Source organism: Methylobacter psychrophilus (genome assembly GCF_025583945.1).
GTDB lineage: Bacteria > Pseudomonadota > Gammaproteobacteria > Methylococcales > Methylomonadaceae > Methylobacter_C > Methylobacter_C psychrophilus.
The window spans coordinates 1-15946 of the sequence record NZ_JAOEGU010000006.1; the positions used below are offsets into that span (position 1 = coordinate 1).

At 42.3% G+C, this 15946-nt stretch carries 12 protein-coding genes; all 12 read right to left on the reverse strand.

Going from position 1 to position 15946, the window contains the following annotated elements; all coding sequences use genetic code 11:
• Positions 1-247 precede the first annotated feature (247 nt).
• Complete coding sequence (locus tag N7974_RS04675) at positions 248-472, reverse strand: FeoC-like transcriptional regulator (RefSeq protein ID WP_262964492.1); 225 nt, start codon at positions 470-472, stop codon at positions 248-250.
• Positions 459-2801 carry a Fe(2+) transporter permease subunit FeoB gene (gene feoB / locus N7974_RS04680; RefSeq protein ID WP_262964597.1) on the reverse strand — a complete coding sequence of 781 codons (2343 nt, stop codon included), beginning with the start codon at positions 2799-2801 and terminating at the stop codon, positions 459-461. Before feoB ends, N7974_RS04675 begins: the two co-directional genes overlap by 14 nt.
• On the reverse strand, positions 2801-3034 hold the full coding sequence (locus tag N7974_RS04685; RefSeq protein WP_243216959.1) for a FeoA family protein: 234 nt from the start codon (positions 3032-3034) through the stop codon (positions 2801-2803). The genes feoB and N7974_RS04685 overlap by 1 nt, the downstream gene beginning before the upstream one ends.
• Positions 3035-3488: 454 nt before the next feature.
• The gene (locus tag N7974_RS04690; RefSeq protein WP_262964493.1) at positions 3489-3794 is read right to left on the reverse strand and encodes an integration host factor subunit beta; all 306 of its coding nucleotides are present in this window, start codon (positions 3792-3794) and stop codon (positions 3489-3491) included.
• Between the two features lie 64 nt (positions 3795-3858).
• The gene (gene rpsA / locus N7974_RS04695; RefSeq protein WP_262964598.1) at positions 3859-5520 is read right to left on the reverse strand and encodes a 30S ribosomal protein S1; all 1662 of its coding nucleotides are present in this window, start codon (positions 5518-5520) and stop codon (positions 3859-3861) included.
• 100 nt (positions 5521-5620) lie between these two features.
• Positions 5621-6277, reverse strand: a complete 657-nt coding sequence (cmk, locus tag N7974_RS04700; protein WP_262964494.1) for a (d)CMP kinase — start codon at positions 6275-6277, stop codon at positions 5621-5623.
• The gene (locus N7974_RS04705; RefSeq protein ID WP_262964495.1) at positions 6277-8472 is read right to left on the reverse strand and encodes a bifunctional prephenate dehydrogenase/3-phosphoshikimate 1-carboxyvinyltransferase; all 2196 of its coding nucleotides are present in this window, start codon (positions 8470-8472) and stop codon (positions 6277-6279) included. The genes cmk and N7974_RS04705 overlap by 1 nt, the downstream gene beginning before the upstream one ends.
• Positions 8465-9577 carry a histidinol-phosphate transaminase gene (gene hisC, locus N7974_RS04710; protein ID WP_262964496.1) on the reverse strand — a complete coding sequence of 371 codons (1113 nt, stop codon included), beginning with the start codon at positions 9575-9577 and terminating at the stop codon, positions 8465-8467. Before hisC ends, N7974_RS04705 begins: the two co-directional genes overlap by 8 nt.
• A gap of 63 nt (positions 9578-9640) precedes the next feature.
• Positions 9641-10726, reverse strand: coding sequence for a prephenate dehydratase (pheA, locus tag N7974_RS04715; protein ID WP_262964497.1), 1086 nt, complete (start codon positions 10724-10726; stop codon positions 9641-9643).
• A 32-nt stretch (positions 10727-10758) separates the two neighbouring features.
• Positions 10759-11838 carry a 3-phosphoserine/phosphohydroxythreonine transaminase gene (gene serC / locus N7974_RS04720; protein ID WP_262964498.1) on the reverse strand — a complete coding sequence of 360 codons (1080 nt, stop codon included), beginning with the start codon at positions 11836-11838 and terminating at the stop codon, positions 10759-10761.
• 174 nt (positions 11839-12012) lie between these two features.
• Positions 12013-14688: a DNA gyrase subunit A gene (gene gyrA, locus N7974_RS04725; RefSeq protein ID WP_262964499.1), complete on the reverse strand. Its 2676-nt coding sequence runs from the start codon at positions 14686-14688 to the stop codon at positions 12013-12015.
• A 520-nt stretch (positions 14689-15208) separates the two neighbouring features.
• Positions 15209-15928 (reverse strand): dienelactone hydrolase family protein, encoded by a 720-nt coding sequence (locus N7974_RS04730; RefSeq protein WP_262964599.1) that lies wholly within the window; start codon positions 15926-15928, stop codon positions 15209-15211.
• Positions 15929-15946 lie beyond the last annotated feature (18 nt).

Consider the following 15946-nt stretch of genomic DNA (forward strand, 5'->3'; position numbering starts at 1 on the left):
CTTCAGGCTTGTGTCTTGGTAATTGAGCATAAGGAGTCATGGCTATCCGTGTTTTCAGAGGTAGATCACTATTTTAACCTTATAAAGGCCAAATTCTATGTCGATTATTTAGGAAAGATGTCTAATGACTACAAGAACAGATATTTGCTCCTGCAAACTCTGCATTCACCACATCCCTGTGGATTATGCAGAAAGTAGAATCGCTTATGGAACAAGTGATCAAGGGCAACACAGAAAGTCAGCTTGCTTACTTGTCTACCCATTCGTAAAACTCTGTCAAAGCCGGATCACATTTGCAACAACTGGTGCCACAGGAAGTCTCTTTTGACAATTTCCGTACGCTACCCTTGCTCATCCATTTACCCAGCATACCGCGCAAGGCATCTGCATCCATGCTAAAGTGATTGACCAAATCAGCCAAAGCAACTCTGTGCTGTTGTTTTAAATAACTACGCAAATCAGATAAAATCACTTATTGACTCCTGAGGGTGTTTTGTAAAAGTATTTTTTCCGGTTAGCCATAACCCCAGTAAAACCAATAAAAAAGCGCTGATTAGCCCACCAATCCACACTAATGAATAATCAGGATGTTGGCTATAAGTCATGGCCTGATAAAAAATAGTCGCTGACATATAAGCAATACCAGTAGTCCAGAACACGACAAATACTGTCCAACCGGCATTGGTTTCTCTATAAATAGCTGCTGTTGCCGCAACACACGGGGCATAAAGCAAAATAAATAACAGGTATGCAAACGCCCCCGCTTTACCGTCAAAACTATGCTGCATGGCTGCAAAAGTATCCATCTTGACTTCCTGCTCAGTAGCAGCAGAACCTATATCATTGAGCGTACCAATATTTAATCCCAGAGGATCTAAAATATTATCGGCAATAGCACTTAGATTTTCAGGTACGGTTGCACACGCTGCCAGTAATGCCTCTTTAAGATTAAATACTGACTTATCATCAGACGATACGTCAGAAGTTGCTGCAAGCTGACTATATAAGGCATCGAGAGTACCCACAACCGCCTCTTTAGCCAACACACCGGTAAAAATACCGACGGTTGCCGGCCAGTTGTCTTTTTCAATACCCATAGGCTTAAACGCCGGGGTTAACGCTCGCCCAATTTCACTTAATACCGATTTATTACTGTTTTCCTGACCAAAGCTGCCATCCGTACCCAGCGCATTAAGAAAGTTTAATACCAACACCATGGGTATAATCACCTTGCCCGCATTAAACAAGAATGATTTTAGCCGATCCCAGGTCCTAATAAAAACCCCGCGTAATGTTGGCAAATGGTAGGCGGGCAACTCCATAATAAAGGGTGCTGACTCCCCTTTAAATAGGGTGTGCCGCATGATTAGCCCGGTTAAAACTGCAACGGCAATGCCCAACAAATACAAACCAAAAACCAGATTCTGCCCGCCAACCGGGAAAAAAGCTGCCGCAAATAAAGCATAAACAGGTAATCTGGCTCCGCAAGACATAAAGGGATTCATCAGGTTGGTAAGAATCCTGTCGCGTTGATTTTCAAGCGTTCTGGTCGCCATAATAGCTGGCACATTACAACCAAAACCAACTATCATCGGTACAAACGACTTACCAGGCAGGCCAATCATACGCATGAATCTATCCATCACAAAGGCCGCTCTGGCCATATACCCTGAATCTTCCAGGGCGGATAAAAACATAAACAAAAAGCCGATAATCGGTATAAAAGTAGCCACCACCTGAATGCCACCGCCGGCTCCCTTGGTAATTAAGACAATCAGCCATTGTGGTAAGTTTATTTCTGCCAATACCAGACTTAAGCCATCCACCAATAAAGCACCGACTGATTGATCAAAAAAATCAACAAAAGCACTACCAATATTAATTGTAAACATGAACATGGCGTACATGACCAATAAAAATACCGGGATACCTAAAAACCGGTTTAGAACAATGGCATCAATTTTTTCTGTGGCATGTCGACTAACTTCATTAAGCCGGCATACAGCACCCTGAATCAGTGTGTTAACAAATCCATAACGGGCATCCGCGGCAAGAATATCGATCTCATCGTCTGTTTCAGCTTCTACTCTGCGCTGCAAACCGATAACTGTCGGCATCAGTGCTTTACCGGCAAACTGTCTGGCGAGAGTATCATCTTCTAATAACCTGACAGCCAGCCAGCGCAAATCACACTGGCGTTTATTGGCAATTTCAACTAACTCGGGTGAAATATCAGCAATGGCTTGCTCTAAAGCTGCTGTATAACTGATACTTACCGATGGCACCGGCTTGGTAATCGCAGCACTATTAATCACTGATTTTAATGTACTGATACCTTCCTTGCTAGATGCAGAAATAGGAATAACAGGACAACCCAACTGCGCAGCCAGAAAGTCACAATCTATTTTAATACCATTTTTTTTAACTGCATCCATCATATTGAGCACCAAAATCATTGGTACGCGCATTTCGATAAGTTGCGACGTTAAATACAAATTTCGTTCTATATTAGAGGCATCAACAATATTAATGATTAAGTCTGCATCCCGCGACGCAACATAATCCCGGGCCACTTTTTCATCCAAAGAAACCTGATCATCCGCTGCTTCTAATGAATAAGTACCAGGTAAATCAACTAATTCAATCAGTTTATTAGCATGAGAATATTCACCCGTCTTTTTTTCAACGGTTACGCCGGGCCAGTTACCGACATGCTGTTTGGAACCAGTCAGTACATTAAAAAGGGTTGTTTTACCACAATTAGGATTACCAACAACACCTACTGTAAAATCAGTTTTCATCATAGTTTCTCTATCAGTAATATTGCCGCTTCATCTTTACGTAAGGTTAATGAAAACCCACGCAATTTAATTTCAACGGGGTCACCCATAGGTGCAAACCGGGTAATACGAAATTCAGTACCGGGAGTCAAGCCCATGGCCAGTAAGCGTTTTCGATAAGCCTTACCGGATTGCTCAAAGCCTACTATCTTTCCCAAGTCACCGACATTAAGGTTTTTTAAGCTTATTGACATGAATGCAACCCCGATAATAAAATTTATTGAATAATCTAAAAGAACAATGATTAATCAACAATCATTCTCATTACCAACAAATATAGCATACAATCAAAACAAGTAGCATTAAAAATTACAAACAGTTGATTTTCAAAAATAACTGCATACTGAATTTGATTAAAGAACAACGAATGGAACAGAGTAATTAAAGAAGAAGGAGTATTGAGATATTACCAAGATTTATTCGATTGAAATATTTTTTACTTGGCAATGGCCAAGTTAGACTTCATTGCGTTAATTCAAGTAACAGCAATATGTGTAGGATTTTGATGGGAGGGTCAAGTAGAAAATTGACGTTAAAACAGGCGGATGTATTCAAACAAAATATTTTAAAAATCAACGCAATAACAAGAATTATAGGAAGTGATGAACCTTACTTATCTATCAACTTGTTGCTGCGTTAAATTAATCTTTAGTCCGTTATTTCAAACTGATGACTAGCGCTATCAACTCGATCGCGTAACTCTTTACCAGGTTTAAAATGTGGAACATGCTTTTCAGCCAAGGCTACAGATTCACCAGTTTTTGGATTTCGCCCCATACGTGGAGGGCGCTTGTGTAACGAAAAACTGCCAAAACCTCTAATCTCAATTCTTTTACCGGAAGATAATGCTTGATTCATTTTCTCAATGATGCATTTTACTGCCAACTCTACATCTTTCAGCGCCAGATGTGGTTGTTTTTTAGCAAGCGCTTCAATTAGTTCTGATTTTGTCACATTCTATCCTGTGAAAAAGAAAAAATCAGAGGGCAAGTATTACTACCTGCCCTCGTCATGGTCTTTATTTTTCCATTTGCTTGAATATATCAGCGAATGTAGGCGTTCCAACTGATTGTTGGGAATGATCTTTAATAGAATGAGTTTCTTCGTCTTGATCTTTCGCTTTAATTGACAGAGAAATTGACTTGCTTTTCTTATCTACACCAATAAACTTGGCTTCAAGAGTGTCGCCTTCTTTCAGTAATGTGCGGGCATCCTCAACGCGATCACGCTGAATTTCGGAAGCACGTAAATAACCTTCAACATTATCCTCTAAAGTAATAATGGCACCTTTGGCGTCAACTTCCTTAATAACTCCTTTTACCAAGCTACCTTTTTCATGGGTCGCTAAAAAGTTTTGGAATGGATCTTGCTCAAGTTGTTTGATACCTAATGAAATACGTTCACGTTCGGAATCAACCGCCAAGATAACAGTTTCCAGTTCATCACCTTTTTTGAATTCGCGAACGGATGCTTCGCCATCATCTGCCCAAGAAATATCAGACATATGAACCAGACCATCAATACCACCATCAAGGCCAATGAAAATACCAAAATCAGTAATTGATTTGATTTTTCCAGAAATCTTGTCACCTTTATTGTGGGTTGCTGCAAACTCATCCCAAGGATTAGTTTTGCACTGTTTCATGCCTAAAGAAATACGACGACGTTCTTCATCGATTTCCAGAACCATTACTTCAACTTCATCGCCTAATTGAACAAGTTTGGAAGGATTGACGTTTTTGTTGGTCCAATCCATTTCAGAAACGTGAACCAAACCTTCAACGCCTTCTTCAATTTCAACAAAACAACCGTAATCAGTTAGATTGTTAACTTTACCAAATACGCGTGTTCCTGCTGGGTAACGACGGGCAATGTTTTGCCATGGATCTTCACCCATTTGTTTCATACCCAAAGAAACCCGATTTTTTTCTTTATCGTATTTCAGGACTTTAACTTTAATTTCTTGACCGATTTCTACACACTCAGATGGGTGACGAACACGACGCCATGCCATATCAGTAATATGCAACAGACCGTCGATACCACCTAAATCAATAAATGCGCCATAATCAGTCAGATTTTTAACAACACCGGTAACCACTGCGCCTTCTTCCAGTGTTTTCAGTAATTCTTCTCTTTCTGCACTGTATTCTTTTTCAACTACGGCGCGACGAGACAGAACAACGTTATTACGTTTTTGATCAATCTTGATAACTTTAAATTCCAGATCACGATTTTCAAGGAAAGTCGTATCTCTGATTGGACGAACATCAACCAATGACCCAGGTAAGAAAGCACGTAAAGCACCAACCGACACCGTGAATCCACCGCGAACTTTACCGGTAATTCTACCGATAATAGTGGCTTCTTTTTCAAAGGCTGTTTCAAGTTCTGACCAAGCTTTGTTTTTCTTCGCTTTATCTCGGGAAAGAAGGGTAGCACCCAAGCCATCTTCAAATAAATCCAGGGCAACTTCAACTTCATCGCCAATGGCAACTTCTAATTCACCATCGTTATTTAAAAACTGCCATTTAGGAATGACGCCTTCTGATTTAGAATGTGTACTGACGATAACCATATCATTTTCGATATCGATTACAGTACCCATCAACATGGCACCAGGACTCATTTTGGTCTTGGTTAAACTTTCTTCAAGTAGTGCAGCAAAGCTTTCGCTCATTTTATTATTTCCCAAGCTTGTCGAAACTCGAACAAACCTTTTCTTTATCAAAGTTAAAAAAAACCGCACTTACCATTAAGTGGGGCCAGACAAAAAATCCTTAACGGATTAAATTCAAAACTTCTTCAACCACCGCCGTTATAGCCATGTCAGAAGAATCAATGTATAGCGCATCGCTGGCCATTGTTAATGGAGAGGCTTTACGCTCCATATCACGTCGGTCACGTACTTCTATTTCATTTATTATCGTTGCAATGTTAGCATCAATTTCTTTCTCTATCAACTGTTTATATCGTCTTTGCGCTCTTTTCAGGGCACTGGCCGTTAAAAATACTTTGTTTTCAGCATCCGGGAAAACCACAGTACCCATATCACGGCCATCAGCGACCAGTCCCGGCGGCCGCCTGAAATCTTGCTGCTTTTTTAACAATACCTCCCTTACTTCCGGCAACGCAGCAATCTGCGAAGCGATATTGCCCGTACTTTCAAGCCCCAATTGACCGGTGATATCCTCACCATTGAGCTTAACGATTAATTCATCACCACAGTCAAACTCTAACGTCATAGCTTGCGCTACTTTAACAATCTCACTACTGTTTTCCAAGTCAACGGAAGTTTTTTGCAATGCAATAGCCAATGATCGATAAATAGAACCACTATCCAGATAATTCCAACCCAGTTTTTTCGCTACCAACCGACTAACAGTGCCTTTACCAGCACCACTAGGACCATCAATCGTTAAAACAGGGACTTGCATCAGGATTCCATACAAACCAAAGCTAATCCCAGACGCTTTACCAAATCCTTAAACTCGGGAAAAGAAGTATTCACATTAGCGCAATCCAGAATAGTAATCGGTGCATTGGCCCGCAATCCGGCAATCGAAAAAGCCATGGCAATTCGATGATCACCATGCGATGTCACTACGCCACCGCCTATCGAACCACCTTTAATAATCATGCCATCCTCAGTCGACTGAGCATCAACACCCAATAACTGCAAACCATCCGCCATTACCTGGATACGGTCAGATTCTTTAACCCTAAGCTCTTCGGCGCCACTTAATCGGGTTTGTCCTGTCGCGCAGGCAGCGGCAATAAATAATACCGGAAACTCATCAATAGCCAATGGCACTAATTCTTCAGGGATATCGATACCCTTAAGAGGACTGTAAACCACATGTAAATCAGCAACCGGCTCACCACCGACGACCCGCTCATTAAGTACCTCAATGTTGGCACCCATCAATCTGAGAATATCAATAACACCGGTACGGGTAGGATTAATACCAACATGCTTTAACAATAGATCAGATCCAGGTGCAATGGATGCACCGACCAAAAAGAATGCTGCCGAGGAGATATCACTGGGCACATCAATATCTGCTGCTGTTAAACGCCCCTGTGCATTAATAGTGACCTTACTGCCTTGTTGCTTGACGGGATAGGAAAAACCCGACAACATCCGCTCAGTATGATCGCGTGTGGGCGCAGGCTCAGTAACACTGGTTTCGCCTTCAGCATACATGCCTGCCAGCAACAAACAGGATTTTACTTGCGCACTTGCCATTGGCATCAAGTAATCTATGCCCTTTAATTGCCCGGCTTTGCCGGTAATGTATAGCGGAGCAGTACCTTTTTCAGTCGCTTTTATATCAGCGCCCATCATTGCCAATGGTTCTGTGACCCGTTTCATGGGCCTACCGGACAAGGATTTATCACCAGTCAATACTGAATTAAATGCTTGCCCGGCCAACAACCCACTCAACAAGCGCATGGAGGTGCCGGAATTACCCAAATACAACTCATTTTTAGGCTCTTTTAAGCCCTGCTTGCCAACACCATGGATCGTTAAACAACCATTAACCGGCCCTTCAATTTCCACACCCATATCACGAAATGCCTGCAAGGTTGCCAAAGCATCTTCAGCTTCAAGAAAACCCTTAACATGTGTCACGCCATCAGCCAACGAGCCTAGCATAATAGATCGATGTGACATGGATTTATCACCCGGCACTCGGGCCTCACCTTGTAACACACCACCGGGTTGCACTTTAAATGTGATTGATTTTGACATATTCCCTTCAAACTGATTAAGAAAGCGCTGCCTTGCAGTGTTGGCATACGCAAAGATGGTTAAAAGCTGCTGGTTATCATCGTTTTCCAACAAGTGCTGTATTTTATCCAGTTGTTCCCTTGTCTGTTCAAGCAAGGGGATTATTTCATTTTTATTGGCTGAACAAATATCCCGCCACATAACCGGATCACTGGATGCAATCCGCGTAAAATCCCTAAAACCACCCGCCGCATAGTTAAAAATTTCACTTTGCTCATCTTTATGACCCAACATATCTACTAAAGCAAAGGCCAAAATATGCGGTAAATGGCTGGTGGCGGCCAATACTGCATCATGATGGTTGACATCCATAACCGACACCACAGAACCGCAGCCTTCCCAGAAACATTGAATTTTATGCAGGGCTTCTGTGTTGGTATGCTGTAAAGGAGTAATAATGAGGCGTTTATTCAAAAACAAATCATCGACAGAGGCGCCGACACCACTTTGCTCTGCTCCCGCGATGGGATGTGCAGGAACCAAATTATCAGGCACCATTCCAAAAGCCCGCTGCGCCGCTGAAACCACACTACCTTTGGTGCTACCTACATCGGTATAAATCGTGTGTTCTGACCAAAACGGCTTAAGCGAGGCAAAAATATTTTCAATAGCCGCAACCGGTGTGGCAATAACAACACAATCAGCGCCTTTTACAGCTTGCCCTATCTGTAAATAATAGTCATCAATAACGCCTAACTGTTTTGCAGCTTCAAGGTTTTGCAAATCCTCTGGGCGACCGTAGCCAACAATGCTTTTGCTTAACCCGTATTTTCTGGCGGCACGAGCAATAGAGCCGCCAATTAAACCAACACCGACAATGCAGAGCCGATTAAACATTAGCCAACGTGTCAGCTAACGCCTGTAAAAATATTTGATTTTCTGTCTTCGTTCCTACGCTAATGCGTAAATGTTCAGGTAATTCATAATTACCCACCGGCCTGACAATAACGCCTTTGCGTAACAAAGCCTCATAAACAGGCTGTCCTGCCTGCTTTAAGTCTACCAAAACAAAATTTCCTGCTGACGGAATCCATTCCAGATCCAAACTTTTAAAGCCGTCTGTCAATTGTTGCATACCTTGCGCATTCACGGAAATAGTCTGTTGTAAATGTTCGTTATCAGTCAATGCCGCTTCTGCTGCAACTAATGCCAAAGTATTATTATTAAAAGGCTGACGTACCCGATTTAGAATATCAGCAAGCGATGGACTGGATAAACCATAACCAATGCGTAATCCAGCCAGGCCATAAGCTTTAGAAAAAGTCCGGGTAATCAATAAATTAGGAAACTTTTTTAACCAATCAATCGAATTAACCAACTCAACACGACTAACAAATTCAAAATAGGCTTCATCCAGTACACACACACAAGTATCCGGCAATGCACCAATAAATTGCTCCAAACTCGCCTGACTTAGCAAAGTACCCGTTGGATTATTAGGATTAGCAATAAATACCAGACGCGTTTTTTCGGTGACCGCTTGCAACATGGCATCCAAATCGTGACCATAATTCAATGCCGGCACAACTACCGCAGTAGCTCCAACCGCTTGCGTTACCAGAGGATACACCGCAAAAGCATGCTGTGAAAAAACCACTTCATACGCCGGCGTTAAAAATGCCCTGGCTACCAACTCAAGAATTTCATTAGAGCCATTACCCAACGTTATCTGGCTCATATCAACGGCATATTTCTCGGCTAAAGCCTGCTTTAACGCAAAGCCGTTACCATCGGGATATAGTGCCAAAGCCGGTAAAGCTGCCTGAATGGCTGACAGGGCTTTTTTTCCCGGCCCTAAAGGATTTTCATTGGATGCCAGCTTTATGATTTGGGTAAGCCCCAATTCGCGCTCAAGCTCATCAATCGGTTTGCCCGCCTTATAAGGGATAAGCTGTTGCACACCTATTGCTGCCAGATGGTAAATTTTATCGGTAGTATTCATGACATTTAAATTAAGAATATTTTACTATTGCCGCAGCAAATATTGATTAGCATACAAAGCCCCTTACAACACGGCTTTAGGATAAGATCCCAATAATTTGAACATCTTAGCGTTGTCTCTTACCATAGCCAAAGCTTGGGCAATATCTTTATCCTCGCTATGACCTTCTATATCAATAAAGAAAACATAATCCCATAAACCCTGACGCGATGGCCGGGATTCAATGTTGACCATGCCAATATTAAATTTTGCAAAAGGCTCAAGAATTTTATGTAATGCTCCCGGCTGATTTCCGGTAGAAACCACCAATGAAGTTTTATCATTACCGGTAGGGGACGGCGTTTGTTGTCCGATAATAATAAAACGGGTGGTATTATTGGACTCATCTTCAATATTTTTTTCAATAATATTGAGATTATATATTTCCGCCGCAACCATGCCAGCAATCGCTACGCTTTGTTTATTAACCGACGCCAAGCGTGCTGCTTCGGCATTACTGTTAACGGCAGTAAGCCTCGCATGAGGTAAATGATTATCCAGCCACTGCCGACATTGGGCCAGTGACTGCTGATGCGAAAAAACCTCGGTAATTTCAGCCAGACTGGTTGCTTGTCCCATCAAATTTTGATGTACCCTAATTTCAACTTCACCACATATTTTCAAAGGTGAAGTCAAAAACCGGTCTAAAGTATGACTAATAACACCCTCTGTTGAATTCTCAACAGGCACCACACCAAACTGACAATTACCGCACTCCACGGCATTAAATATCTCGTTTATGGTGGTAACCGGAATCGTTTTAACGGCATGCCCAAAGTGTTTATAGGCTGCTTGCTGGGTAAATGTTCCTTCAGGCCCTAAAAAAGCAATGTCCATTGGCTGTTCCAGCGCCAAGCATGCTGACATCAGTTCTCTGAAAAAATGTGCAGCAGTATGATTGGATAACGGCCCTTGATTTAAGTCCATAATTCGCCTTAAAACCAATGACTCTCGATCCGGACGATAAAAAGTACCTTGCTCACCTTGAGCAATTTTAGTTTTTGCAACGTCAACTGCACAAGCGGCACGTTGATTAACTAATTGCAGAATCTGCTCATCGATTGCATCAATTTTTTTTCTTAATTCAGAAAGGGGGATGATTGATGTCATTTTTACTACTGCTCTATGTTGTAAGGTTTCGTTTAGTGAGTACGTTCAAATTCAGCCATAAAATCAATTAAAGCCAGTACACCAGACTCCGGCATGGCGTTGTAAATACTTGCCCGCATGCCACCCACTGAACGGTGGCCTTTTAATTCGAATAATCCGTTGGCTTCTGCCGAGACAATAAAAGGCTTATCCAGGCTTTCATCAGCGAGAATAAACGGCACATTCATACGTGAACGGCAGGGAACGTCTACGGGATTTGAATACAAAACCGATTGATCAATGGCTTGATACAATTTTGCCGCTTTGGCAATATTTAGTTGCTCGATAGCTTCAACGCCACCTTGGGCTTTTACCCATTTGAGCACCAGACCAACCAGATACCAATTGTAGGTTGCCGGCGTATTTAACATGGATTGGTTTTTAGCTTGCTCGGCATAGTCAAATACCGAAGGAGTGGTTTTATCCGCATATCCGATTAAATCATCCCTGACAATAACCACGGTAACACCCGCAGGCCCCATATTTTTTTGAGTTCCCGCATAAATCAAACCATACTGACTGACATCAATTTTACGCGATAAAATATTGGATGACATATCCGCTATCAGTGGCAAGCCATGGGCATTGGGAGTGGTTTGAAATTCTACGCCATGAATGGTTTCATTAGAGGTATAGTGTAAATAAGCCGCCTGGTCATCCAGAAGCCAGGTTGAGGCATCAGGAATACTGGTAAATCGGGTATCTTCGGAACTGGCACTCACGACGACATCACAGTAATTTTTGGCATCTTTAATGGCTTTTTCAGACCATGCACCGGTATTCAGGTAACAGGCTTTGGCTTTACCATTCAAAATATTTTGTGGTATCAATGAAAACTGTGCTGATGCACCACCTTGGAGAAACAACGCTTTATAATTCTCGGGAACAGCCATCAAACTTCTTAAATCACTTTCCAACTCTTCGGCAATAATCGAGAAATGCTTGCCTCGATGACTCATTTCCATCACGGACATGCCGCTATCACGCCATTCCAATAACTCTTGCTGAGCTTGCTGTAATACCGATTCAGGGAATATTGATGGCCCTGCACTAAAATTATAAACTCTGGACATGATTTTTCTCTTGGTTAAATTTATAAAATATAAATAGTTTGGCCGCGCAGGCGTAAGAACAACACTTTTTTACTCACTGTTTACAGCCTGAATAATCGATAAAAAAGGCGGGCAAAAAATACTGCCCACCTTGTAGTTGTAATCGCGAAACTGGATATTAGCTACGACCAGAATTTATTCCGCTTCGTCATCGACACTATCATCTGACTGGATATCATCTTCTGAATCGGTATCATCATCTGAATCCATGTCATCATTCAACACTGCACCGACCACCAATGCACTATCGTCATCAACTTCACTGTCATCATCTTCTTCTTCGCCAGCCAAGCCTTCGATACGGTCAACGCCAATGACTTTTTCTTTTTTATCCAAACGAATAATCGTAACGCCTTGGGTATTTCTGCCAACCACTGAAATACCGTCAACACGGGTACGGACCAAAGTGCCGCCATCGGTAATCAACATCAACTCGTCATTATCATTAACCAATACGGCACCAACTACCGAACCATTACGTTCCGATGTTTGTATGGCAATCAAGCCCTGCCCTCCGCGTTTATGGCAAGTAAATTCTTCCAACTTAGTACGCTTGCCATAACCATTCTCGGTAATATTCAGCACCGTGCCTTCAGTGGCGATAATCAACGAAATAATTTTCTGCCCTTCGTGCAAGCGCATTCCACGTACTCCAGAGGCTGTTCTGCCCATGGAGCGCACATCTGCTTCATTAAAACAGACCGCTTTACCGGTACTACCAAACAATAAAACATTTTGCTGGCCGTCAGTTACCGCAACACCAACCAGAGTATCGCCTTCCCTTAAATCAATAGCAATCTTGCCGGTAGCGCGTTGACGCTCAAACTCCTTTAACGGAGTTTTTTTAACGGTTCCCGCTGAAGTTGCCATAAAGATAAATTTGTTATCCGTAAATTCGCGGATAGGCAGGATAGCATTAATTTTCTCATCCTGTCCCAGCGGCAATAAATTAACAAATGGCTTGCCTCTCGCCGCACGACTGGCAACAGGCAATTGATAAACTTTCAGCCAATAAACTTTACCCAACGAAGAGAAACATAAAATAATATCGTGAGTATTGGCAACAATCAACTTGTCAACATAATCAAGCTCTTTGGTAGCAGTTGCTGATTTGCCTCGTCCGCCACGCCGCTGCGCCTTGTAATCACTCAAAGGCTGAGACTTGACATAACCTTCATGGGACATGGTAACGACCATATCTTCTTCGGTAATTAAATCCTGCTCTGATAAATCCAGTTGATTCTGGATAATTTCTGTACGCCGTGGATCGGAATATTGGTCTTTAATCGCGACCAGTTCTTCCCTGATAATCTCCATCAAACGAGTGTCGTTACCCAAAATGAATAAGTACTCATCAATTTGCTCAAGCAAAAGCTTGTATTCCTGGACTATCTTGTCCTGTTCCAGTCCGGTTAAACGATGTAAACGCAAGTCAAGAATAGCCTGAGCCTGCGTTTCGGACAGACGGTAAACGCCTTCGAATATACCAAACTCTTCAGACAGATCTTCCGGTCTGGAGCGTGTTGCATCGGCTCGTTCCAACAAAGTAGAAACCAGTCCTGCATCCCAAGTTCTTGACAGCAGTCCAACCTTGGCTTCTTCGCGATTACTGGAGGTTTTGATCAGTTCGATCATCACATCAATATTAGCCAAAGCAACGGCAAGACCTTCCAGGATGTGAGCTCTTTCGCGAGCACGACGCAGATTAAAGATTGTTCTGCGAGTAACAATTTCGCGGCGGTGATTAATAAAGGCACTAATAATTTCCCTAAGATTCATACAGTGCGGGCGACCGTCCAGCAAGGCCACCATATTAATACCAAAAACTGTCTGGAACTGTGTCTGTTTATACAGGTTGTTTAACACGACTTCCGGTACTTCACCACGACGCAACTCGACAACCATACGCATACCGTCCTTGTCGGACTCATCGCGTAAACCGGAAATACCTTCAAGCTTCCCGTCTTTAACCAACTCGGCAATTTTCTCAAGTAACCGCGCCTTATTAACCTGATAAGGTAATTCTGTCGTGATAATGGCTTGTCGACTACTATCGCCTATATTCTCAAAATGACAACGTGCGCGTAAATAAATCTTACCGCGTCCGGTGGTATAAGCATTATAAATACCGGCAGCACCATTAATAAATCCGGCAGTAGGAAAATCAGGGCCGGGAATATAAGTCATTAAATCATCAATAGTGACATCCGGCTGGTCAATCATTGCCAAACAGGCACTAACCACTTCATTCATATTATGCGGCGGTATATTGGTCGCCATACCGACAGCAATACCTGATGAGCCATTAACCAATAAGTTTGGTACACGAGTGGGCAATACTTCGGGCTGTATCTCTGACTCATCATAGTTAGGGATAAAATTAACCGTCTCTTTATCAAGATCTGCCAGCAACTCATGAGCGATTTTTGCCATACGTACTTCCGTATAACGCATAGCTGCGGGTGGATCGCCATCAACCGAGCCAAAATTGCCCTGCCCGTCAACCAACATATAGCGCATTGAAAAAGACTGAGCCATACGAACCATAGTGTCATAAACTGCCGTATCGCCATGGGGGTGATATTTACCAATAACATCACCGACAATACGAGCTGATTTTTTGTAAGGCTTGTTCCAATCGTTACCTAACTCACTCATTGCATATAACACACGACGATGCACCGGTTTAAGGCCATCTCTGACATCGGGGAGTGCGCGACCAACGATAACGCTCATGGCGTAATCGAGATAGGACTGTTTCATCTCGTCTTCGAGATTGACCGGAATAATTTCTTTAGCGAAGTTTGACATTGATCCCTATATAAACAATGTACCGATAACAAGGTATCGGTATGGTTTCTTGACTACAACAACCGCACCATTCCCGATTCCTTTCGTTAAGCGCGGCTATATGACTTTAAATAAAGTCAAGATTATACCAAATACTCGATAGTGAGTCGAAGGTGTTGACGCTTTATCCTGAAAAGGATGCTATTTCCACGGAAAATACGAAATAAATCAATATATTATATTGTGCAGTCAGTACTTTTTTGGATAACTATTTACAACAGGGCATCTGTGCAAATCTTTTCCTGCTGGTAACTACCCGGTTATTGAAGAAGACGAGTTGATATGCCACAGATTTATAGATTATCAAATGGCTTTTTATGATTTGAGACGCTATGTCGTAGCGGATCATGAAAATTCTTGGACAGGACAAATTCATCTGCGGCATTTTTCTTTCACCGAGTAATTACCTGTACTTTTTACACCGCTTGAAAACTGGTTTTGTTGGCTTTTATTAATCAACTGGCTTTTCCATACCGATAACTTAAGCAAAAATTTCAGTCAGGAAATTTTCCATCATTAACCATGATCGTTTGTCTGCATCAGGCTGATAGACCATGCCAAAATCAGGATTATTGGCAACCGGATTGGTAAATGCATGCATGGTATTACCAAAGGCATGTAACTGCCAGTCGACACCCGACCGTGTCATTTCCTGTTCAAAAGCAAGCACTTGCTCAATTGGCACCATCGGGTCGTCATGACCATGTAAAGCTAATACCTTTGCCTTGATAACATTATTCTGAGTATTGGCAGGGGCGCCTAACAAGCCATGAAAACTAACTACCCCTTTTAAATCTGCGCCTGTTCTTGCCAAATCAAGCGAGCACAAACCGCCAAAACAAAAACCAATCGCAGCAACCTTACTATCATCAACCCAAGGTAATAATTTCACGGCATAAAGCGCTGCCTGCACCCGCTTTGCCAACATTTGCCGATCATCCATAAAAGGCTGCATAAGCTTGGCATTTTCTTCAGCATCCGCACCCAAGATACCTTTACCATACACATCAACTGCAAAGCCGACATAACCTAACGCAGCTAATTTTTTGGCTTTTTCACCGACAAAATCATCTCTGCCAACCCAGCTATGATTTATTAAAACAGCAGGTCTACGGCCAGTAAACGAATCATCAAAAGCAAAAAAAGCCTCCAACAACACATCACCATCCATATACCCAACAGTATTAGATATAATTGCCATCATGCCACCTTATTGGTT

What these genes read in the sequence shown, in the direction of transcription:
- feoB (WP_262964597.1), bottom strand. Translation starts at nt 2,801, where the DNA reads ATGAAAACTGATTTTACAGTAGGTGTTGTTGGTAATCCTAATTGTGGT.
- N7974_RS04685 (WP_243216959.1), bottom strand. Translation starts at nt 3,034, where the DNA reads ATGTCAATAAGCTTAAAAAACCTTAATGTCGGTGACTTGGGAAAGATA.
- rpsA (WP_262964598.1), bottom strand. Translation starts at nt 5,520, where the DNA reads ATGAGCGAAAGCTTTGCTGCACTACTTGAAGAAAGTTTAACCAAGACC.
- cmk (WP_262964494.1), bottom strand. Translation starts at nt 6,277, where the DNA reads ATGCAAGTCCCTGTTTTAACGATTGATGGTCCTAGTGGTGCTGGTAAA.
- N7974_RS04705 (WP_262964495.1), bottom strand. Translation starts at nt 8,472, where the DNA reads ATGTTTAATCGGCTCTGCATTGTCGGTGTTGGTTTAATTGGCGGCTCT.
- hisC (WP_262964496.1), bottom strand. Translation starts at nt 9,577, where the DNA reads ATGAATACTACCGATAAAATTTACCATCTGGCAGCAATAGGTGTGCAA.
- pheA (WP_262964497.1), bottom strand. Translation starts at nt 10,726, where the DNA reads ATGACATCAATCATCCCCCTTTCTGAATTAAGAAAAAAAATTGATGCA.
- serC (WP_262964498.1), bottom strand. Translation starts at nt 11,838, where the DNA reads ATGTCCAGAGTTTATAATTTTAGTGCAGGGCCATCAATATTCCCTGAA.
- gyrA (WP_262964499.1), bottom strand. Translation starts at nt 14,688, where the DNA reads ATGTCAAACTTCGCTAAAGAAATTATTCCGGTCAATCTCGAAGACGAG.
- N7974_RS04730 (WP_262964599.1), bottom strand. Translation starts at nt 15,928, where the DNA reads ATGGCAATTATATCTAATACTGTTGGGTATATGGATGGTGATGTGTTG.